This is a genomic window from Microbulbifer sp. MKSA007 (genome assembly GCA_032615215.1).
Lineage (GTDB): Bacteria > Pseudomonadota > Gammaproteobacteria > Pseudomonadales > Cellvibrionaceae > Microbulbifer.
On the sequence record CP128433.1, the window covers coordinates 3,256,600 to 3,275,783 of the forward strand.

A 19,184-nucleotide genomic window follows, 5' to 3' on the forward strand; every position below is an offset into this window, starting at 1 on the left:
TTGGAATCGGAATTGTTGAGGTCACCAAGAGCATCTAGACAAGAAAAAAGTAGTCTAGGCGCTCCATCAGGAGAGTTGGATAACCCTTACGCAAGTAACTCCCTATACATCCACACATTCGATCAAATAAATCATAAGGGTCAACATCCAACTCTACTACCTTCTGCTCTCTACCGATAGGGACCCGACTTTTAATCAATAACCGAAAATCTTTAGAGTGAAAATAATCAAAAAACCTTAACCGTGATTCCTGATCCCAAAAAAATTCCTCATAATCACTTGCTAAACTACTGTAAAAAAACCGCTTGAAAGCTTCAGACTTAACCCTCTCATCCATAAAAGCAAAGTCCCAGCCCTCTGCCTCTTGTAGTGGAAAATACAAAACCATAGACCCACTACGAGCTAACTCAAAATCTTCACATACCCCTGATAAAAAAGCATTTTTTATTTTTAAAACCCTTTCTCGGCGGTTGTCCTCTTTTAAAAATGCTTCAATGGGCTTCCAACGTTCTAAACGTTGAGATATCCACTGAGGGTCTTTTGTAAATTCTAAATCGGGCTGAATCAACATATCTAATCCTCTGCAACGGCCACATCAGCAACTTCACCAAAGCCTAGACTGGCTAAACTACTGATCACTTCGTTCGATAAAACCTGGCATTAGTCTTCTCCACATCCCACCGAAACCTGAGCTAAAAAATACTCCCGCACGTCATTTGGCAATACAGCTAACCATTCGATTAAAGCGGCATTGTCATCATCACCTTCCCGGCTAAACTCCCCCAAAAGCGCAGACCCTCTCGCACGGCATAGTATTCAATATTGCCGCCATCCCGCTCAATCACGCCATAAAGCTCTATATCTCTACCCTGCTCCACTAGCTTTTTTGCAAAATACATCCAGGCATCGGACAAACTATAAATCACTACACCATCAAAAGCCTCCTCTGCACCTTGCGTAGGCAGGGCTTCATTAACGAGGAGGGAATAGTCTAATTCCTCTAACGGTTCTTTAAACCCCGCTAATTGATAAAGCTCGGTCAGCGCTGACCAGCTAATACAATTGAAAGTTACCAATAGCTTGGGTAAAACCACTTTAGGATTCAGTATTAACAGCGTTCCATCAGCTTCCATAACCTAAGGATCCTCTGATCAACGAAGCATTTTTCCAGAATTAAGCTGAGCTGCTTGAAAAATTCACTTTATTACGCACAAACGCGTAATTTTCGCGTAATAGTCCCCTAATTTTTCATCTGAAACCCTCAATAGGTGGGTTTCAGGCGAACCACCCCTAGGCAGCCAAGTATTTTCTCCCTATTAATAAGTTGGTAAAGCCTGCCAGTAAGCACAGCCTCTCAGTATTTTTTACCAGTCCCCGATAGCGGACCTTGTCATAACCAAATACCCGTTTGATGTAGCGGAAGGGGTGCTCGACCTTCGCTCTTATCTGCGCCTTGATCTTTTCCGCTTTACGGAGTGCATCACGCCCTGGAAGAGTTTTTAGCTTGCTCGGCTTCATTGCTATATACCAATCCGCCTCCCGCTCTTTCAACTCTTCACGTTTCTCCGCACCAATGTACCCAGAGTCTCCCCAGATTCTTTTCTCCTCCCCGTGGAGAACTCGCTCTGTGGTTGTGACATCATGCGAATTCGCTGCTGTTGTATCTATGCTATGTATTACTCCGAGCACATCATCAACCCCGATATGCATTTTCATCCCAAAATGCCACTGATTGCCTTTCTTTGTTTGATGCATTTCCGGGTCACGTTCTTTCTTTTCATTCTTAGTTGAAGTTGGCGCAGAGATAATAGTGGCATCTACAATCGTGCCTTCACGCAGTACCATCCCATTCTCAGCAAGGTGTTTGTTGATTTCATCAAAAAGAGCTGCACCTAGCTGATTGAGCTCCAGTAAGTGGCGAAAGTTAAGAATCGTTGTTTCATCGGGAATTGGGCTACTCAAAGTCAATCCAGCAAAACTACGCATGGATTCAATTTCATACAGTGCATCTTCCATAGCGGGATCACTGAGATTGTAAAATAGCTGCATGCAATGAATACGAAGCATGACACTCAATGGATATGGCTGTCGGCCACGTTTACCTTGTGGGTAACAAGGAGTGATCTGAGCTTCTAGTCGCTGCCATGGGACGAGGGTTTCCATTTGAGAAAGAAACTTCTCTCGGCGAGTTATACGACGCTTTAGCTTATATTCTGCTTCGGCAAAGGTGACTTGGTGCATGATTCATCGTAGTCTTGATGGGTAGGTGAATATTACCAAATTGACTCAGAATTATTCAGAGGTTCCCTAACCCCCCTACTCTTCTTCCAAGGCTTCGGCGATAAAGCGCGGGAAATCTTCACCCAGCTTGTCACTATGAGCATCAAATACGTCAAAAAAGTTTTTAGCCACTGTCACTTTATAATCACGTTTTTTATCGGTCGGATCTATCAGACCATGGGCATTACGGATTAATTGTTTCATACGGGATTTAGCCGGCCCAATACGCACCGGCAACTCAGGGGATAGTGTCTGCCTGATCTTATAATTCTTGAAATCAAATAACCGGGCGTCTAATAATGGCGGCATGGCATCCATAAAGCGTGGTAGATATTCTAAATAGCTTCCAACACTGTTATTGTCCGTATCTTTTAACCAGCCCGTAAGGTTTCGCATAGCACAACTATAGGCAAAGCTTGCGTCAAGCGGGACTATCGGTTCTTTTATCGGAATCTCTATGTCTATAATTGAATCTGGGAGCCAAGTATCACCCCAAAAGTTCCAAACATAATAGGCATCATCTTGAGGGTGAGCATACTCCCCAATCCTCCCCTCCAATAAAGCTTGTTGCAAGTCAGCAACCTGGTAAGGCTTTAATGGGTTGTCTTTAAAATAACTAAAGTAGTCTTCCCAGCCGGCAATCGTTTTCTTTGGATACAGCGCAAGGTTACCAACATGATGAGGTTTAACCTTACGCCAATCAGTTTCATCAAATCCGTTATAGAAAAACGCCTTATCTTTTTGATTATAAACTTCTGCTCTTCCATCTTCCCGCTCAGAGGCCTCAATTCTGTCCCACTGAGCATTTCTATCGGTTTTAAACTGGTAATTGTCGAACATTTAGCCCTCTAAGATAAATTCTTCAGATGCGTCTTTTATCAATTCTGAGCCTAAGCCCTCAAGTGCATCTTTAATGGCATCAAAACTACAGTGGCAAACAACATTTTGGGACACCCATCAAACATAAAGTATAAACCACCAACACCATTGACAAAAGAGCGCAAGTCCACAAAACACTGGATATTCCCCCCATATCAATACGTTTGCAGTCGATAACTCTACCGCGAAGCACCCAAATATCTCTTGGCGCAACGCCTTATTACCACTGCCTATCCCGCTAAGTACAGCGAGCATTCCTCTGCGGCCGGGATAGTGTATCCGGCGAGAACCGACGCAAGTGGATTGAAAATCGTATGCATAATTTGGCTGAGATTTTTGCCCTGGACCTTGCCACCTATACAGTAATGAGCAACCACTAACATGTGGCACTCTACATTGACAAAAACTCTGCCGATAAGTGGTCTCTTTTTGAGGTGATTGATCGCTAGCAAAAATATTCAAGGCCTCTAATTTGGCCCGGCGCTATCTAAACGGCCATAGTTTGAACGCTACGAGCTTAAGACACTAGATCATGTCGCTTCGATATGGCGAGAACGCTTAACAGGTGTCAGCCGGTTCATGCGCTGTTTAAACGAGCCTATCGCTTACCAAGCTAATGCTGAAGACAAGTGCACGGGTCGCTGGAGCCTTAGCCAGTAAAGCTTCCCCCAACAATCTCTCTACAGGTCGTATCGCCCAGCAACAACCGGGCACTCTTAATGTAAACAAATTATTTAATATAATATTAGTTAATTATACTTTTAAACAACAAGATAGATTAAGGCTCTATAGAGCGCACTCAAATAGGACAAATCCTCTTCAAACACACGACAACCCCACTTAAAAAGAAAATATATTTTAATATAATTTTTATATAGCAATTAGACTGCAAACTTCACATGAACTTATAGCCTTAAATGCAAAATGACATTAGACTTGAACCAATAAACCTCAGAAATTAACCATTCAAAATTGCAGTAAGCCATCATGATTGACCGACGACTATTTATTAAGATGAGTTCCCTTTTGTTCGGAGGCTCCTTACTCACAAAAAAACAATAGCCTCGCAGAGCTTAGCCTATAGCTCGCTTCACATGCCTGATGAAAGTGGCCAACACAAAAGAACATGGATGGCTTTTGTTGCGAACAATTACATTTGGTCTCACAAGCAAATTCCTGAGGTGAAAAGAAATCTGGCATTAATTGCAAATACAATTGCCAACTATGAGCCTGTATCTATCCTGGTGAGCAGAAAAGACTTACACGAAGCGAAAACACTACTGGATTTAGATAGCTCAAATTATGAAATTGAGCTACACACTTTTGAAGTTGATGACTTGTGGCTCCGTGACACTGCCCCTATCTTCGTAAGATCCAGCTATGGAGAAAAAGTCGCTTTAAACTTCAATTTCAATGGTTGGGGCAACAAACAGGAGCACTCACTAGACAAACACGTCGCCAAGTATATCGCTAATCGATCTGGAGCAATCCACGAGAGAGCAAATATCGTACTGGAGGGTGGATGCTTTGAAGTCGACGGCAATGGCACCGCAATAATGACTGAGAGCTGCATTCTCAATGAAAATCGCAATCCAGGATGGTCAAAGTCTGATATTGAGGAGGAACTCAAGGTACTACTCGGATTACGGAAGATTATTTGGCTCAAAGGTATTAAGGGTAAGGATATAACAGATGGCCATACCGATTTTTATGCACGCTTTATTAAGCCAGGTGAAGTGATAGTTAGCCGGGATAATTATCAATCCTCCTATGACTATTGGGTTACTCGTGAAAACATCAAAACATTTAGCAATAGTGTCGACGCAGATGAAAACCCACTTAAACTGCATATTTTGGATACGCCAGAAATTATTAACGAAAGGTTTGGCACTAGAGACTTTGCCGCAGGCTATATTGGTTACTATATTTGTAACGGTGCAATAATCTCTCAAAAATTTGGTGATAAAAACGCAGACGCGAAAGCCAGAGCTATTTTACAAGAGGCCTTTCCAAATCATAATATTGAGCAAATAGCAATTGATGGAATTGCCTCTGGTGGTGGCAGTGTTCACTGTTCTACACAACAAGAAATAATAATTTAAGCATCAAGTTATCAGGCGTTCATCAAGCATAATGTATAGATCGCTAACATTATTGATAAAGAAGCACAAATCTGCAAAACACTAATACTCGAACAGCCAATGACTCCACCACAAAGCACCCAGATATCTCTTGACGCAACACCTTATTACCACTGCGTACCCCGCTGTGTACGACGAACATTCCTTTGCGGCCGGGATAGTGCATCTGGAAAAGATTATGATTATCGGCGTGAGTGGATTGAAAACCGTATACATAAGTTGGCTGAAGTTTTTTCCCTGGATATTGCCACCTATGCCGTAATGAGCAATCACTTCCATATGGTACTCTATATTGGCAAAAAATATTCACAGCCTCTAATTTGGCCCAGCGCAATCTAAACGGTGATGCTCTTGATCCCCACGAGCTTAAGGTACTAGAAAATGTTGCTTTGATATGGTGAGAACGCTTAACGGATATCAGCTGGTTTATGCACTGCTTAAATAAGTCTGCCGCTCGCCAAGCTAACACTGAAGACAAGTGCACAGGTCACTTTTGAAAAGGCCATTTAAGCTGGATCAAGGCGCTATCGCTGCCTACATGGCCTATATCGACCTCAACTCTATCAAAATGTTACACTAGTCGTGTAACTAAGTGCTCACCAGAAAGCAATACTCCCTCTCCATTAAACAAGTAAAAATTCAAGCATGTTAAAAGGGCTTTTACGAGTTCGATCTCTACAATTATTTGCAGTACTTCTTAATGTGATTGTTCCTGGTGCAGGCCTAATGCTGATCAGGCGTTGGCAAGCAGCACTTTTTACCCACGCTGCGCTCATTACTCTAATCGTTACTCTATGCTGGTCTCGATGGGTCTTTGAACCCTTTGAGATTGTAATATTTCTTACTCTGGCGGGACTGGTCTATTTAGCTTCTACTGGCTTGTGTCTCAGTATATCCACCTTCCCTTCAAATAGGCTTATTCGCCAGTTTTTGCACACTAGTATATTCACATTCGCTTGCCTACTCGGTCTTACTGCGGGATTTCTTTACAAAGATCGTTGGCTGGGTATACATATAAACTATGTACCGAGCATGTCCATGTACCCAACACTAAAACCGGGGCAGTTCATTGTATTGGATACTTGGATATATCAGGACAGAGCACCCCAACCAGATGATGTGGTGGTATTTCATAGGGGAAATAAAGGTCTCAGGCTTGTCAAACGTGTAGCTCTATGTGTAGTGGTCTAATCCTTCCGGACACTTCGCTAAGATGGTAAAACTACCAAGCGAGGTGAAGTATGACAACAAAAGGTACACGTCGGCATTTCAAGCCGGAATTTAAGAAAGACGCCGTAGCGCTAGTCTCTGAGCAAGGGTATTCAATTTCTAAAGCAGCAGAGGTTGTAGGAACAACAGCCAATAACCTGCGACGCTGGATAAAGGAACTGAAGCAGGAAGAAGACGGTGTGAGGTTGGATGTAGGTGAGCGCGCAGAATTAGAGCGATTACGACGTGAAAATAAGCAGTTGCGGATGGAGAAAGAAATCCTAAAAAAGGCCAGCGCCTTCTTTGCGAAAGAAATGAAATAAAGTACAGCTTTATTGAAAAACAGCAAGGCAGCTTTCCTGTTAGGGTGCTCTGCCGGGTAATGCAAGTAAGTAAAACTGGTTATTACGATTGGTGTTGCCGTGGTAATAGCTCAATAGATGCTCAAACATGGCAACTATGCCATCGTTTGAAGGCCCTATTTGCAGAATCTAGACAGAGCCTGGGAAGTCGTCGGTTAATGAAGCTGTTACGTAAAGAAGGCTTTGAAGTCGGGCGCTATCGAGTCCGCAAGCTCATGAAAAAGCTAGGCTTGGCAGTAAAGCGTAAGAAGCGATTTACACTGACGACAGACAGTAAACATCACCTGCCGGTCGCAGAGAACCTTCTGAATAGGGAGTTCTCACCGAGCGCTAAAAATCAAGTTTGGACGACTGATATTACATATATTTGGACTTCGCAGGGCTGGTTGTACTTGGCGGTAGTGATTGATCTCTATTCGCGCCGGATTATTGGTTGGCATCTAGATCGCAAGATGGAAACGGCCCTGGTAACTCGTGCGTTGATGATGGCTGTCAATTTGCGTTCGCCCCCAAAAGGTCTCCTGCATCACTCTGATCGTGGCAGTCAGTATGCCAGCCATACCTACCAAACGTTATTGAGTCAGCATGGGATGGTGTGTTCAATGAGCCGTAAGGGAAATTGTTGGGACAACGCACCGACTGAACGTTTCTTCAGCAGCCTGAAGCGGGAGTGGGTAACGGGAAACCTTTATCCGACAAGGGAGGATGCGGTAGCAGATGTAAGAGCCTATATTGCTTATTACAACTCACGCAGAATACATACAACACTGGGAGACCTAGCCCCTATCGAATTTGAGAAATGTGCTTAAAGAAGTGTCCGGTTGGAGTTGACCACAACAATGGCCAGATGGCAAGCTGCAGCACGAGGGTTTATGGTATGTATTAGGCGACAATCAAGGTGCCAGCCATGATAGCCGATACTTTGGAGGGATTCACACCGAGCAGCTTGCGGGGCAGGTTAAACTAGTACTACTAACCATTGATCACCAGCATCAGTTATTGTCAGACGACACCTTGCGGGTGGTGCATTAGCTTACAAGATTAACTCTTTCAGGGGGGGCGGGGCCAACCTCCCCTGCTTTGACCTTGGCTCACACAGTTTTGATCTATTCTACAAACTCACACTCCTCAAACACCTCTGGCATAAGCACTTTCATTGCACTTATTTTGATATCTTTCTTAATCTGTGGATGCCCCTAATCTATGCTAAGCAACATACTCTGCTTTAAGTTGAGTCAGCTGATTTTTATCCGTACACGAATAAAAACCTCTATCTTCAGCCCATTTTGAAAAACGTTTTTCCATAACGCTCAGATGCTCTTCAACCAACTCCTTCGATTGGCTACAGCCTGAATATTGAAATCGGATAATGCCATTAAAACTCGGCTCAGGAGTAAAGGGCCTATCCTGAAACCTCATCTCCATATAGTTGAAACTATAACGCTGGGCTTCATCTCGAGTATAGATTTCACCAAAACGTAGAGCGTCATCCAGACTTTCGCAGGCAATTCTGATAACAAGTTCTTTCTCAGCGGTATTATCTGGCGAGTAGTCTAACTTGATATCCATGTCAGGCTTCGATTCAAACTCCAGCACCTCATCTAAATGTTGAGGGTCAACTTCCAATACTGGGCCTTGAGCGACATACTGCGTATGAGTAACCAGAGAAAAATACTGCTTACCTGAGACCCTATCATGAAAGTCATGGCCTCCGACATAATAGCCTTCAGGAAGATCAATACGGCGCTGCAAAGTTAAACTATCTATATCGTAAATTAGAATCACTCTATCATCAAAATGACTGTAATAAATATAGGAGTCATCAATATAAATAGATGGACCCCAGCGCCGATTAAGCGGCACTGTGGTTTCGGTGTCAATTCGATTGATCAGCTCACCACTGACAGCATTAATCAGCAGAATCTCCTTCAACGAAACCACATAAAGTACAACCCCAACTAACTGATAGATATCAACAGCATTGGGCATCTCACGCTCCCATACCACGCTGCCATCTTCATCGTTTATCCCCACCAATACACCGCCACTAAAAGCATAGTGGCTACGCCCCTCAACCTGCTGACGGGACTCTACTTGCGGCCCAATAAATGTAACGATTGTACCCTCTACAAGTATCGGAAGATTAGCCCTCTTGGATACAAAGCTCGGTTTATAAGTCCATACATCTTCCAAAGCAGAGTCACATTTAAAGAATTGCTTTCTTTTAACATCAAAACCATATACAAAATTATTGATTAAAATATTAGAAACTGAACGCATCTCTTTTGAAGTAAAGGTCTTTGAGCAAACATCAAAAAGACCCAAGCTATTTTTAAATTTTTCTGGGCAATCTAAGATAGTAGCTACGAACCTATCTACCTCCCCATCCAAAGGGTAAGCAGGAAAAATAACACCCAAGAATTCCTGCGGCAGATTCAACCTCCCTTCAGAACCACCTAAAAACAAAGTTTGACCTGATGTAATGTGTCGCCTATAAACGCCACCAGAAATCGGATAAAAACGAAAACGCTGATCATCACTTAAATACTCTTCATAAGTGACCTCACCATTTTTCAACTTGAAATTCCCTCCCACTCCTGCTGCCAGGTACAGAGTGTCTTTCTTATTTGGATGACAGTGGACATGGGCTCTTTCACAAAAACTATATATCTTCATATTTTATCATCCGATTTTATAATATTTTTATATTCAAATATCTCAACAAATCTCTGTCCATCCGGGCCCTTACCATCAAGAGCGTCATAGAGTTCAGGAAGCACTTCATTAGTACACTGGCCTCTATCTAATTTATCTGTTAAATCTAAATTATCAAAATCCATAGCCAAATTGTCCTGGTGCTTAACAATCAGCCCTTTAATATGTTTGCACAACAAATTCTGGACACCCATCAAAGAAGAAGTATAAACCGCCAGCACCATTGACAAAAGAGTGTAAACCCACAAAATACTGGACATTCATCCAGCAAACACATACACAACCAATGACTCTACCGCGAAGCAGCCAGATATCTCTTGACGCAACACCCTATTATCACTGCGTATCCCGCTGTGTACGGCGAGCATTCCTTTGTGGTCGGGATACTGTATCTGGGAAAGATTATGATTATCGACGTGAGTGGATCGAAAACCGTATGCATAAGTTGGCTGAAGTTTTTGCCCTGGACCTTGCCGCCTATGCAGTAATGAGCAATCACTACCATGTGGTACTCTACATTGACAAAAAATCTGCCGATAAGTGGTCTCTTTTCGAGGTGATTACTCGCTGGCAAAAAATATTCAAGGCCTCTAATTTGGCCCAGCGCTATCTAAACGGCGATGCTCTTGATTCCTGCGAGCTTAAGGCACTAGAAGGTATCGTTTCGATATGGCGAGAACGCTTAATGGATATCAGCTGGTTTATGCGCTGCTTAAATGAAGCTATCGCTCGCCAGGCCAATGCTGAAGACAAGTGTACAGGCCGCTTTTGGGAGGGCCGGTTTAAGTCCCAGGCTTTGCTGGACGAAAGAGCCCTCGCCGCTTGTATGGCCTATGTAGACCTCAACCCTATCCGTGCCAATATCGCCAAGACTCCTGAAGATTCTGATCACACATCGATTCAACAACGTATTCGTGCAGCAATCTCAGGTGAGCAGCACAAAAGTTTGCTGCCGCTTGTGGGTGACGAGCGTCAAAATATGCCAAAGGGTTTACCCTTTCAGTTAGATCACTATCTGGAGCTAGTCGATTGGAGCGGGCGGCATCTAGACCCTAGAAAGCGCGGAGCCATCGCCGAAAATATCCCACCCATCCTCGAACGGCTGGGAATTTCATCTGAACACTGGCTTTATCTCAATCGAAACTTTGAAAGCCGCTTTAAAGCTTTGATAGGGTCTGCTGAGGCCGTACGACACGCTTGTAGGCGACTCAATAAACGTTGGGTACATGGCATAAGAGACTGTCGGTGCTACCTTTCTGCAACACCCTGCTAACTCCCCTCCACTCTCTCGATACTATTTTCCACTTTATCTAAAACCGCAGTTAGTCTAAGCCCAAGCATAACTCTTCAGCACTTCACATCTACTTAACTAGCAAACAGAAAGAAACAGATACTGGGACTAGCCCTAACAACACTGTTAACGCCTTTCGCCAATCTATGGGTGTCCTAAATTAATGTTTGGGAGGGCCGGTTTAAGTCCCAGGCTTTGCTGGACGAAAGAGCCCTCGCCGCTTGCATGGCCTATGTAGACCTCAACCCTATCCGTGCCAATATCGCCAAGACTCCTGAAGATTCTGATCACACATCGATTCAACAACGTATTCGTGCAGCAATCTCAGGTGAGCAGCACAAAAGTTTGCTGCCGCTTGTGGGTGACGAGCGTCAAAATATGCCAAAGGGTTTACCCTTTCAGTTAGATCACTATCTGGAGCTAGTCGATTGGAGCGGGCGGCATCTAGACCCTAGAAAGCGCGGAGCCATCGCCGAAAATATCCCACCCATCCTCGAACGGCTGGGAATTTCATCTGAACACTGGCTTTATCTCAATCGAAACTTTGAAAGCCGCTTTAAAGCTTTGATAGGGTCTGCTGAGGCCGTACGAAGCGCTTGTAATCAGCTGAATAAACGCTGGGTACACGGCATAAATGATTGTCGACGATATCTTTCTGCAACACCCTGCTAGCCCCCTCCGATTCTCTCGATACTGTTTTCCATACTTACCCATAACCGCAGTTTTTCTAAGGCCGGCATTGATCTTCAGCACTTCATCTCAACTTAACTAGCAAACAGAAAGAAACAGATACTGGGGCTAGCGCTAGCAACGCTGTTAACGCCTTTCTCCAATCTATGGGTGTCCTAAATTGATCGTACTTTTCTCTAATCTATGGGTGCCCAGAATAATTCTTAGTAATACTGAGCCTGCACCTTCCCCTGTCAACGCTTAACCCTGGCCGTTACCGGACAACGCCCATGACTCGGGGCCCCAGCGGTTTGCTAAACCTTACCGGGTAGAGGGCTTTCACCTCCAATCTTTTGCCGATTTATCTCGGCGCACTGGGTGTCCAAAACATTTCAATTGGCTATGAGGTAACAGATAATTTGCTCAATATTCTTATCAGTGTCATCCAGCCATTTTAGATTACTGAGCGGAAGTAAGTCTGACATATTGTCAGCTGTCAAGCGTTGCATTTCACCTTCTGTTTGCAAGTAAAAATAGCCTAGCCTAGAATCCTCCCCTGAGCTAGCGTCTTCTATTAACGGATCTTCTGCAGTATGCATAAAAACTATAGAAGCACCCATTTTCTCCAAGTTCTTTTTCAACGATAATAAGGAATATGGAGCCTCAAACCATTCCAGCCATAAATAATTTTTTCTCTCACCAATTTATCAGGTGGAAATAAAAGCTCAACTAATTGAAAAATCCGCTTCCAGCCCGGCTTCACATCTTCAGAAAATGCTGGGCGACCTTTTGATGGTAATAGTGAACTCAGAGCTTCGATGATTTTATCATCGTCCGCATGTAGCAAAAAAGTAATAGCTAAGCTCATTCTTCCTGATCGCTTATTGCGTTTTCCAAAGCTTCAGCTAATAGTGAAGGGGCATCATCAGCTTTAGCTACGGCAATTAACTTCCGTTTAAGCTCTAATCGATATGGACTTAACTCCGTATCATCGAGCCGCAACAAAACTTTGTACATATCCGACAAGGCATTTTTGTGAACAGGCGCCTTGACTAAATCGTGCAAGTCGCAATAGCGCACGCAATCCATAAAATAATCAAAGGTAAAACAACTGTAACTCCATTTATACTTAAATTCATCAGCAACCTCCCAGACTCGAGTAAAACCAACCATAAACCCCAATGGACTAACGGTAATCGCTCTTTGCTGAGAATTTTTCAGCATAAAATAATCTTTATTGAATAGAGCCTCAGCCACCATTTTTACCATTTTATCCCGCTCAGGAAAGCCATCCAGACAACCTGAAACATAACGTGCAGCACCATGCTGTTGTTCGCGCGCATAGCGTTTTGTAACGGCCTCACTCCAAAACTTTTGCACCTGATCAACTGTCTCAAATGGCATGTAAGAAATACGATGCTTGAACTCAAACTTAATTATTTCACGCTCACCAGTATCTTCATCCTCTAAAAAACTGACTGGTTCCTTGCCAAACACATAAAACTCTCCTAAGTACTTGTTCAGCGGAGAGCCTCCCGCCACTTCAACATAGCGACGCCAATTTTCTTTACGCTTTTCTATCCATTGTGGGTCATCGGTTTTCCATAAATACTGGAACTGACCATAAACTTCACAGTCTTTTTGATAACTTTGATCATAACCTGGCTTCATTCCACTATTTCCTCACAAAACAGATCATCAAATGGCTCATGAATTTCAAAGTTCACTAGAGTCTCTCGAACATCATCACCAATAGCACCAGCCAAACGACTTTGCACATCGTCTTCAATCTCCAACCACCAATCCGGAGTAACCTCATCAATACCCTGCAAAACATCGCCGACAGCCCCCATCTGATCGATGACTTTGTCTTGCACGTTCTTCCGTAATGCCTCTATCTCTGCTCTCGACATCTCGCCTGCATTTTAATAATTAGCAAACTCACTATTAGCAACTTATTCTGACAATTTCTTTGCTACGTCTTTGGCTTTATCCGCACCCACCTCAATAGTCAGCATATTCATTAGCGTGAATGGCGCTACGGTACTTTTATTTTTGCCCACCTGTTTATCCACATAATTATTCTCATGCTTTGATTTTTCGTATCCAACAGTGGTCTCAAAGGCATCCGCTTTCATTTCACCTGGAGCTTGGGTTAAAAAGCCTTGAACATTATCAAATCCGCTTGCCTTAATCTGTGAGTCCGTAACAATTCCTTCCTCATCAATCCAGGGTATATTACGATAAGTCGACACTGTCTTAGTTGACCAATGCCACTTACCATTTTTATCTCTCTCAAGTGGCTGATACTCTCGAGCTTTATCGTACTGTTTCCAGGTTTGTATCCAGGTGCGATTGGTAGCAGCACGTAGTCTTAAATTTTCTGCGCGATCTATCCTATAGCCCCCACGTGTAATAGGTACGGTTTGGAGCCATTCGCTCCTCAACTTTCCCTGTGTCGCCACATAATCCAAAAAATGTTGCTTATGAGCGTGAGGATATTGATCACTGACTTCGATTGCCAGATTCCAGGGTTCAATTTTTTCGATAGCAACCTTTTCTTTAAAACCTTTTTTCTTACGCCAGGACTTAAACTCAATCCCAACAAATTCTGGACACCCACCAAATAAGAAGTATAACCCGTCAACCTTATTGACAAAAGAGCGCAAACCCACAAAATACTGGATATTCATACATGCCAATGCGCGTGCAATCAATGACTCTACCGCGAAGAACCCAGATATCTCTTGAGGCAACACCTTATTACCACTGCGTATCCCGCTGTATACGGCGAGCATTCCTTTGTGGTCGGGATACTGTATCTGGGAAAGATTATGATTATCGGCGTGAGTGGATCGAAAATCGTATGCATAAGTTAGCTGAGGTTTTGCCCTGGATGTTGTCGCTTATGCAGTAATGAGTAATCACTACCATGTGGTACTCTACATTGACACAAAACTGCTGATAAGTGGTCTCTATTGGAGGTGATTACTCGCTGGCAAAAAATATTCAAAGCCTCTAGTTTGGCTCAGCGCTACCTTAAAGGCGATACCCTTGACTGCCGTGAGCTGAACACACTAAAAGAAATCACTTCAATATGGCGGAAACGCCTAACAGATATTAGCTGGTTTATGCGCTGCTTAAATGACTCTATCGCTCGCCAGGCTAATACTGAAGATAAGTGTAAAGACCGCTTTTGCGAGCGGTCAGATAAAATCCCCGGCTTTGCAATAAGAGTCCTCACTTCCTGCATGGCCGATGTAGATCTCAACCCCATTTGTGCCAATATCGCCAAAGATTCTGATTACACATCAAATCAATAGTGTATTCGCACAGTATTCACCGATTAACAACCCAAATGTTTACTATCGCTTGCAGGCGATGAGTGGGTGCCTTAATCGCTGCCCAAGGTGGGGCTATCGACTTATCTAAACTGGTTCAGTTTTTTTAAGCTCCCCTTTCATCCAAACGAACTGCTACAACTTTGTTTTCTCCAGCATTATCACTGAAGGTTTCTGCAAAAGCGCCTCCTATAATTTACTCTAAACATCACTAGACCGGCGCTCAATTGCTCTCGCCCCCATCTCAAGGCAATCATCAATGGTAAACATACGCTTCGGAATTATTGGCACAGGAAAAATCGCTGACTTTACCGCCCGAGCCATCAACCAGGCAGACAGTGCCAGCCTTTCCTCCGTCGCCAGCAGACGGCACACACGGGCCAAAGAGTTCGCCTGCGAACACGGGATTCCGAATGTCTACCCGGATTGGAGGTCACTGGTAGAGGCGGAAGATTCGGATGCCATTTACGTGGCTAGCCCCACCACCAGCCGCGAGGAAATCTGCTTCGCGGCACTGGCCAACCATAAGCATCTTCTCTGCGAAAAATCTTTTCTCAATACTGCCTCGGTCGACAAAATTGCCGCCAAGGCTCAGTCTGAAGGATTGGCATTTATGGATGCCACACATTTCACCCATCACCCCCGTACTGCCAAGATTATTCAGCAGCAAAAAAATTATCTGGGTCAAGTTAATAGAGTTCACAGCGCCTTTTTTGTCTCGATGATGGACCGCAACAATATTCGCTTTGATTCACACAAAGAACCCACTGGCGCAATCGGGGATATCGGCTGGTACAACATGCGTGCAATCGTCGAATATATGCGCCCTACAGGAGCAATAAAGACAGTTTCAGGAGCGATAAAGCGGGACTCAGAAACAGGGACCATTCTTAGCGGTGCGGGCCTGATTGAATTTGCCAGCGGGCAAACTTCAACTTTTGAGTTCGGATATGACTCAGGCGTTTGGCAAATGGACCTGGACATTCTGGGAGAAAGCGGCCTGATCCAGCTAGACGACTTTGTACTCGACTGGAGAGACAGCGCAGCCTTTTACAATCCTGAATATACGCCAGAATTTGTGGTTCGCCGGGGGCAGGCATCGCCAGATAAGTTCGAACACCAGCAAGTACCAATAGAGCAATCGCAGGCCGTACAGATGATCGAAAACTTCTGCTGCTTAACAGGACCAGATAATCAAGTTGACCGTATCCAGGCAATCGAGAGGGCCCGCGCAACCCAGTCATTGATCGACCAGTACTGCCAGGCAGTTGGCGTAGCCGTCTAGCTATCGCCACCAACGCGCGGTATTGAATCAGATATGCAGGATAACGTGCCGAGCCCCATGATGATGGCGGTGCTCCCAAAGGTAGATCCCCTGCCAGGTACCCAGCATCAGCCGCCCCTTTTGCACTGGAATGGACAAGCTGGTCGCAGTAAGGCTGCATTTGATATGGGCCGGCATATCATCTGGCCCTTCAAGGGTATGGGTATAAAGCGAGTCATTTTCCGGCACCAGTCGATTGAGCCAGCTCTCAAGGTCACGGCGCGCGCTGGGGTCGGCATTCTCCTGGATCAGTAAACTTGCAGAGGTGTGCTGTATAAAAAGCGTACACAAGCCTTCATCGAGGGACTGTTCACTGACCCAATCAACTACACTGCCGGTAAACTCGTGAAGCCCCTGCCCATGAACCGGAATTTTTATCTCACCTATTGCCATACGGTTTCCTATATAATTCGCGCCCGCTTTTTGTACTGACACCGCATTGTAATATGGCACTGTACCGCGTTAATACTGACGACTACCCACAACAGCTTCAAAACAAGGCCGAGCGCCTGCAAGAGGCTTACAGCAAGTTCACTGACCTGGAGCCGGAACTTTTCCCCTCCCCACCCATTCACTACCGTCTGCGCGCCGAATTCAAGGTGTGGCATGAGGGAGGTGTAGCCAATTACGCCATGTACCGCCAGGGTGAGTACAAGAAGCCCTTTATCATCGATGAGTTTACCGTCGGCTCTGAGCTGATGAACCAGTTGATGCCGAAGGTGCTGGCTGCTGTCAATAATAGCGAAGTCCTACGCAAACGCCTGTTCTCCGCCGAGTTTCTTACCACGCTGAATGGTGATGCGCTGATTACGCTGATCTACCACAAGAAACTGGATGAGACCTGGGAGCAGGAAGCCAAAGCACTCCAGGCACAGCTGGGATTCCCGATTTTGGGGCGCTCACGCAAGCAAAAAGTGGTTTTGGAACGTGACTTCGTTACCGAAAAACTGGATATCGATGGGAAAACTTACCAGTACAAACAGGTAGAAGGCAGCTTTACCCAACCCAATGGAGAGATCTGTCGTTCCATGATCCAGTGGGCGAGAAGTGCCTGCGGAGACAGTGATAGCGATCTGCTGGAGCTCTACTGTGGCAACGGCAATTTCACCATCCCGCTCAGCGAAAAATTCCGCAAGGTCCTGGCCACTGAAATCTCCAAGGTATCGGTAAATTCGGCCCAGGAGAATATCGCCAACAACCAGATCACCAATCTGGATATCGTACGCCTATCCAGTGAAGAGTTTACCCAGGCCATCGATAAGGTACGCCCCTTTCGCCGCCTTAAGGATATAGATCTGGATAGCTACGACTTCTCCACCGTCCTGGTTGATCCCCCCGAGCGGGTTTGGATGAAGACACCTGTGCGATGGTCGCCCGCTTCCCGAGAATCCTGTATATCTCCTGCAATCCGGAAACCCAATTGGAAAACCTGGAGTCGCTGACCAAAACCCATCGCATCGAGCGCTTCGCGCTCTTCGATCAGTTCCCCTATACCGACCATACTGAAACAGGTTTATTGTTGGTGAAGAAGTAATCGCTTCCGTTATTCCCCTACACCACCCCGGCGTGCTATTATTTCGGCGCGCTGGGAGCTTCTAAATAAGCTGCTCCCCATTAAGCGAATCTGCGATCCAAATTCAAGGCACCACAGCCCCGGCAGTGTTTTATAAACGCCTCTTCTATGCCCAGGGGCTCCTGGCAGCAAAAACAGTATCCCACTCTCATAGTCAAATGATTAGCAAAATTTTTGCTGTAGAGCATGGGCAGCTTAAGTTCCCTTCTCAGCGCCTTTACTAAGCTTGCAGTAATGCGCCCCTCAGGAAAATCCCGTGCTATTCCTTGAATGTTCGACAGAGTCTTAGCAGAAAACTCCCAAACTTCACCACAGTGGTCACAGGAAATTATCATTTTCCAATTTACTCCGCCTTTCCAAAGATACAATTATTTTAGTCCCAAAGGCTGAAGTATTTTTTCCATCTGTTTAAAGGAAAGGCGACACAGCAAAGAGGGAAACAATCTTTCCAGCCACCACAGCAACTTAAGTTTTGCTGGCACAACAATAATTTCTTTGTTCTTTGCTATTTGAGACAAAGCCTTTTCTGCAAAAGCACTAGCAGATATTGGCCCCAGAGGCTCGAACATTTCTGCCTGCTGTTGAGGAGGAATGGGGGTTGGCATCCGCCCATTGACGCCACCTCCCTGCAAAATCGGCGTTGATACTGCCCCGGGACACAAAACACTCACTCGAACACCGCAGGACTCAGCTTCAGGGCGAATAGCCTTTGATATTGTCACCACAGCACTCTTGGAGGCTGAGTAGGCGGCCATTGCTGGCGACGGAACTAAAGCCGCCATTGAGGCAGTATTGATAATATGGCCAGAGCCTTGACGCTTCATAACCTGGAAACCACATTGGAGCCCATGAATAACGCCAAACAAATTGATATCAATCGCCACTTTCCAATCTTCAAGATTATGATCGGAAAAATATCCACCCACCCCTATACCAGCATTGTTAAAAAGGAAATCTAACGGAGATATTTCACTAATGACCTGAAAAAATTGATCAAAGTTACGAACATCCAAGTGAACAAACGATGCTCTCCCACCGGACTCCTGTATTTGGCTGACAACCTGCGTAGCGAGGTCCTGCTGGATATCCGCGATAATGGCTTGAGCCCCAAGTGCTGCCAGTCGACAGGCCAAGGCCGCACCAATTCCAGAAGCACCACCGGTAATCAGTGCCGTCTTGCCACTGAAGTAAGATACCTGATCCATAAGCGCTTTCCCTTCCTTGCTTTTACCACTTTATATCCCAGTTTCTGCTATCATCGCGCCCGCAAAACCTAAGGGGTGGCCTTGCCTGAGATGTCCGGGGATCAAATTGGTCTGTCGCGACAAACCCTTGAACCTGATCCGGTTAATACCGGCGTAGGAATAGGTAGACAAAGCAAAACCTCCCCACGTCGCACT

19 protein-coding genes, 2 pseudogenes and 1 riboswitch are annotated in these 19,184 nt (G+C 44.9%); of the genes and pseudogenes, 8 read left to right on the top strand and 13 right to left on the bottom strand.

Translation table 11 applies throughout. The features are described 5' to 3' along the window. Positions 1-34: 34 nt before the first annotated feature. From QT397_17315 to QT397_17330, 4 genes and pseudogenes are all read right to left on the bottom strand, one after another. Positions 35-571: a hypothetical protein gene (locus QT397_17315; GenBank protein ID WNZ54639.1), complete on the bottom strand. Its 537-nt coding sequence runs from the start codon at positions 569-571 to the stop codon at positions 35-37. 169 nt (positions 572-740) lie between these two features. After that, on the bottom strand, positions 741-1,133 hold the full coding sequence (locus QT397_17320; protein WNZ54640.1) for a hypothetical protein: 393 nt from the start codon (positions 1,131-1,133) through the stop codon (positions 741-743). A gap of 128 nt (positions 1,134-1,261) precedes the next feature. Then, positions 1,262-2,241, bottom strand: a pseudogene (locus QT397_17325) (IS5 family transposase). Positions 2,242-2,316: 75 nt separating this feature from the next. Beyond that, positions 2,317-3,120: a hypothetical protein gene (locus QT397_17330; GenBank protein ID WNZ54641.1), complete on the bottom strand. Its 804-nt coding sequence runs from the start codon at positions 3,118-3,120 to the stop codon at positions 2,317-2,319. Positions 3,121-4,253: 1,133 nt separating this feature from the next. Here QT397_17330 and QT397_17335 point away from each other — a divergent pair. From QT397_17335 to QT397_17345, 3 genes are all read left to right on the top strand, one after another. Beyond that, complete coding sequence (locus QT397_17335; protein ID WNZ54642.1) at positions 4,254-5,261, top strand: agmatine deiminase family protein; 1,008 nt, start codon at positions 4,254-4,256, stop codon at positions 5,259-5,261. Between the two features lie 99 nt (positions 5,262-5,360). Then, positions 5,361-5,639 (top strand): hypothetical protein, encoded by a 279-nt coding sequence (locus QT397_17340; protein WNZ54643.1) that lies wholly within the window; start codon positions 5,361-5,363, stop codon positions 5,637-5,639. Between the two features lie 902 nt (positions 5,640-6,541). Continuing rightward, positions 6,542-7,680 (top strand): IS3 family transposase gene (locus QT397_17345; GenBank protein ID WNZ54644.1). Its coding sequence is split into 2 segments (ribosomal slippage): positions 6,542-6,791 and positions 6,791-7,680, totalling 1,140 coding nucleotides; the frame shifts between segments, so codons are not numbered across the junction. A 397-nt stretch (positions 7,681-8,077) separates the two neighbouring features. Here QT397_17345 and QT397_17350 read toward each other — a convergent pair. Both QT397_17350 and QT397_17355 read right to left on the bottom strand, forming a co-directional pair. After that, positions 8,078-9,547 carry a hypothetical protein gene (locus tag QT397_17350; protein WNZ54645.1) on the bottom strand — a complete coding sequence of 490 codons (1,470 nt, stop codon included), beginning with the start codon at positions 9,545-9,547 and terminating at the stop codon, positions 8,078-8,080. Beyond that, positions 9,544-9,846, bottom strand: a complete 303-nt coding sequence (locus QT397_17355; protein WNZ54646.1) for a hypothetical protein — start codon at positions 9,844-9,846, stop codon at positions 9,544-9,546. Before QT397_17355 ends, QT397_17350 begins: the two co-directional genes overlap by 4 nt. A gap of 26 nt (positions 9,847-9,872) precedes the next feature. Between QT397_17355 and QT397_17360 the strand changes: the two genes are divergently transcribed. Together QT397_17360 and QT397_17365 are read left to right on the top strand one after the other, a co-directional pair. Beyond that, positions 9,873-10,859: a transposase gene (locus tag QT397_17360; GenBank protein ID WNZ54647.1), complete on the top strand. Its 987-nt coding sequence runs from the start codon at positions 9,873-9,875 to the stop codon at positions 10,857-10,859. Between the two features lie 213 nt (positions 10,860-11,072). Further along, the gene (locus QT397_17365) at positions 11,073-11,549 is read left to right on the top strand and encodes a hypothetical protein (GenBank protein WNZ54648.1); all 477 of its coding nucleotides are present in this window, start codon (positions 11,073-11,075) and stop codon (positions 11,547-11,549) included. A gap of 389 nt (positions 11,550-11,938) precedes the next feature. Here QT397_17365 and QT397_17370 read toward each other — a convergent pair whose 3' ends face one another. The 5 genes from QT397_17370 to QT397_17390 are packed head-to-tail and all read right to left on the bottom strand — an operon-like array spanning position 11,939 to position 14,263. Next, a complete protein-coding gene (locus QT397_17370; GenBank protein WNZ54649.1) occupies positions 11,939-12,166 on the bottom strand; it encodes a hypothetical protein in 228 nt (75 codons plus the stop codon). Between the two features lie 17 nt (positions 12,167-12,183). Next, complete coding sequence (locus QT397_17375) at positions 12,184-12,414, bottom strand: hypothetical protein (GenBank protein WNZ54650.1); 231 nt, start codon at positions 12,412-12,414, stop codon at positions 12,184-12,186. Next, positions 12,411-13,217 (bottom strand): hypothetical protein, encoded by an 807-nt coding sequence (locus tag QT397_17380; protein ID WNZ54651.1) that lies wholly within the window; start codon positions 13,215-13,217, stop codon positions 12,411-12,413. The genes QT397_17375 and QT397_17380 overlap by 4 nt, the downstream gene beginning before the upstream one ends. After that, positions 13,214-13,459, bottom strand: a complete 246-nt coding sequence (locus tag QT397_17385; protein WNZ54652.1) for a hypothetical protein — start codon at positions 13,457-13,459, stop codon at positions 13,214-13,216. Before QT397_17385 ends, QT397_17380 begins: the two co-directional genes overlap by 4 nt. 42 nt (positions 13,460-13,501) lie before the next feature. Continuing rightward, on the bottom strand, positions 13,502-14,263 hold the full coding sequence (locus QT397_17390; protein ID WNZ54653.1) for a hypothetical protein: 762 nt from the start codon (positions 14,261-14,263) through the stop codon (positions 13,502-13,504). Positions 14,264-14,524: 261 nt separating this feature from the next. Here QT397_17390 and QT397_17395 point away from each other — a divergent pair, with 261 nt between their 5' ends. Both QT397_17395 and QT397_17400 read left to right on the top strand, forming a co-directional pair. After that, positions 14,525-14,869, top strand: coding sequence for a hypothetical protein (locus QT397_17395; GenBank protein ID WNZ54654.1), 345 nt, complete (start codon positions 14,525-14,527; stop codon positions 14,867-14,869). A 277-nt stretch (positions 14,870-15,146) separates the two neighbouring features. Next, positions 15,147-16,172 (top strand): Gfo/Idh/MocA family oxidoreductase, encoded by a 1,026-nt coding sequence (locus tag QT397_17400; protein ID WNZ54655.1) that lies wholly within the window; start codon positions 15,147-15,149, stop codon positions 16,170-16,172. 27 nt (positions 16,173-16,199) lie between these two features. On the opposite strand, the gene QT397_17405 is transcribed toward QT397_17400, so the two are convergent. Continuing rightward, positions 16,200-16,604: a secondary thiamine-phosphate synthase enzyme YjbQ gene (locus QT397_17405; GenBank protein WNZ54656.1), complete on the bottom strand. Its 405-nt coding sequence runs from the start codon at positions 16,602-16,604 to the stop codon at positions 16,200-16,202. Positions 16,605-16,657: 53 nt separating this feature from the next. Between QT397_17405 and trmA the strand changes: the two are divergent. Further along, a pseudogene (gene trmA, locus QT397_17410) lies at positions 16,658-17,745 on the top strand (tRNA (uridine(54)-C5)-methyltransferase TrmA). Between the two features lie 407 nt (positions 17,746-18,152). Here trmA and QT397_17415 read toward each other — a convergent pair. Continuing rightward, complete coding sequence (locus tag QT397_17415; protein WNZ54657.1) at positions 18,153-18,989, bottom strand: SDR family NAD(P)-dependent oxidoreductase; 837 nt, start codon at positions 18,987-18,989, stop codon at positions 18,153-18,155. Positions 18,990-19,050: 61 nt separating this feature from the next. Beyond that, positions 19,051-19,166, top strand: a riboswitch (TPP riboswitch). The last annotated feature ends 18 nt before the right edge of the window (positions 19,167-19,184 follow it).

What these genes read in the sequence shown, in the direction of transcription:
- QT397_17315 (WNZ54639.1), bottom strand. Translation starts at nt 571, where the DNA reads ATGTTGATTCAGCCCGATTTAGAATTTACAAAAGACCCTCAGTGGATA.
- QT397_17320 (WNZ54640.1), bottom strand. Translation starts at nt 1,133, where the DNA reads ATGGAAGCTGATGGAACGCTGTTAATACTGAATCCTAAAGTGGTTTTA.
- QT397_17330 (WNZ54641.1), bottom strand. Translation starts at nt 3,120, where the DNA reads ATGTTCGACAATTACCAGTTTAAAACCGATAGAAATGCTCAGTGGGAC.
- QT397_17335 (WNZ54642.1), top strand. Translation starts at nt 4,254, where the DNA reads ATGCCTGATGAAAGTGGCCAACACAAAAGAACATGGATGGCTTTTGTT.
- QT397_17340 (WNZ54643.1), top strand. Translation starts at nt 5,361, where the DNA reads ATGACTCCACCACAAAGCACCCAGATATCTCTTGACGCAACACCTTAT.
- QT397_17350 (WNZ54645.1), bottom strand. Translation starts at nt 9,547, where the DNA reads ATGAAGATATATAGTTTTTGTGAAAGAGCCCATGTCCACTGTCATCCA.
- QT397_17355 (WNZ54646.1), bottom strand. Translation starts at nt 9,846, where the DNA reads ATGTCCAGTATTTTGTGGGTTTACACTCTTTTGTCAATGGTGCTGGCG.
- QT397_17360 (WNZ54647.1), top strand. Translation starts at nt 9,873, where the DNA reads ATGACTCTACCGCGAAGCAGCCAGATATCTCTTGACGCAACACCCTAT.
- QT397_17370 (WNZ54649.1), bottom strand. Translation starts at nt 12,166, where the DNA reads ATGGGTGCTTCTATAGTTTTTATGCATACTGCAGAAGATCCGTTAATA.
- QT397_17375 (WNZ54650.1), bottom strand. Translation starts at nt 12,414, where the DNA reads ATGAGCTTAGCTATTACTTTTTTGCTACATGCGGACGATGATAAAATC.
- QT397_17380 (WNZ54651.1), bottom strand. Translation starts at nt 13,217, where the DNA reads ATGAAGCCAGGTTATGATCAAAGTTATCAAAAAGACTGTGAAGTTTAT.
- QT397_17385 (WNZ54652.1), bottom strand. Translation starts at nt 13,459, where the DNA reads ATGTCGAGAGCAGAGATAGAGGCATTACGGAAGAACGTGCAAGACAAA.
- QT397_17400 (WNZ54655.1), top strand. Translation starts at nt 15,147, where the DNA reads ATGGTAAACATACGCTTCGGAATTATTGGCACAGGAAAAATCGCTGAC.
- QT397_17405 (WNZ54656.1), bottom strand. Translation starts at nt 16,604, where the DNA reads ATGGCAATAGGTGAGATAAAAATTCCGGTTCATGGGCAGGGGCTTCAC.
- QT397_17415 (WNZ54657.1), bottom strand. Translation starts at nt 18,989, where the DNA reads ATGGATCAGGTATCTTACTTCAGTGGCAAGACGGCACTGATTACCGGT.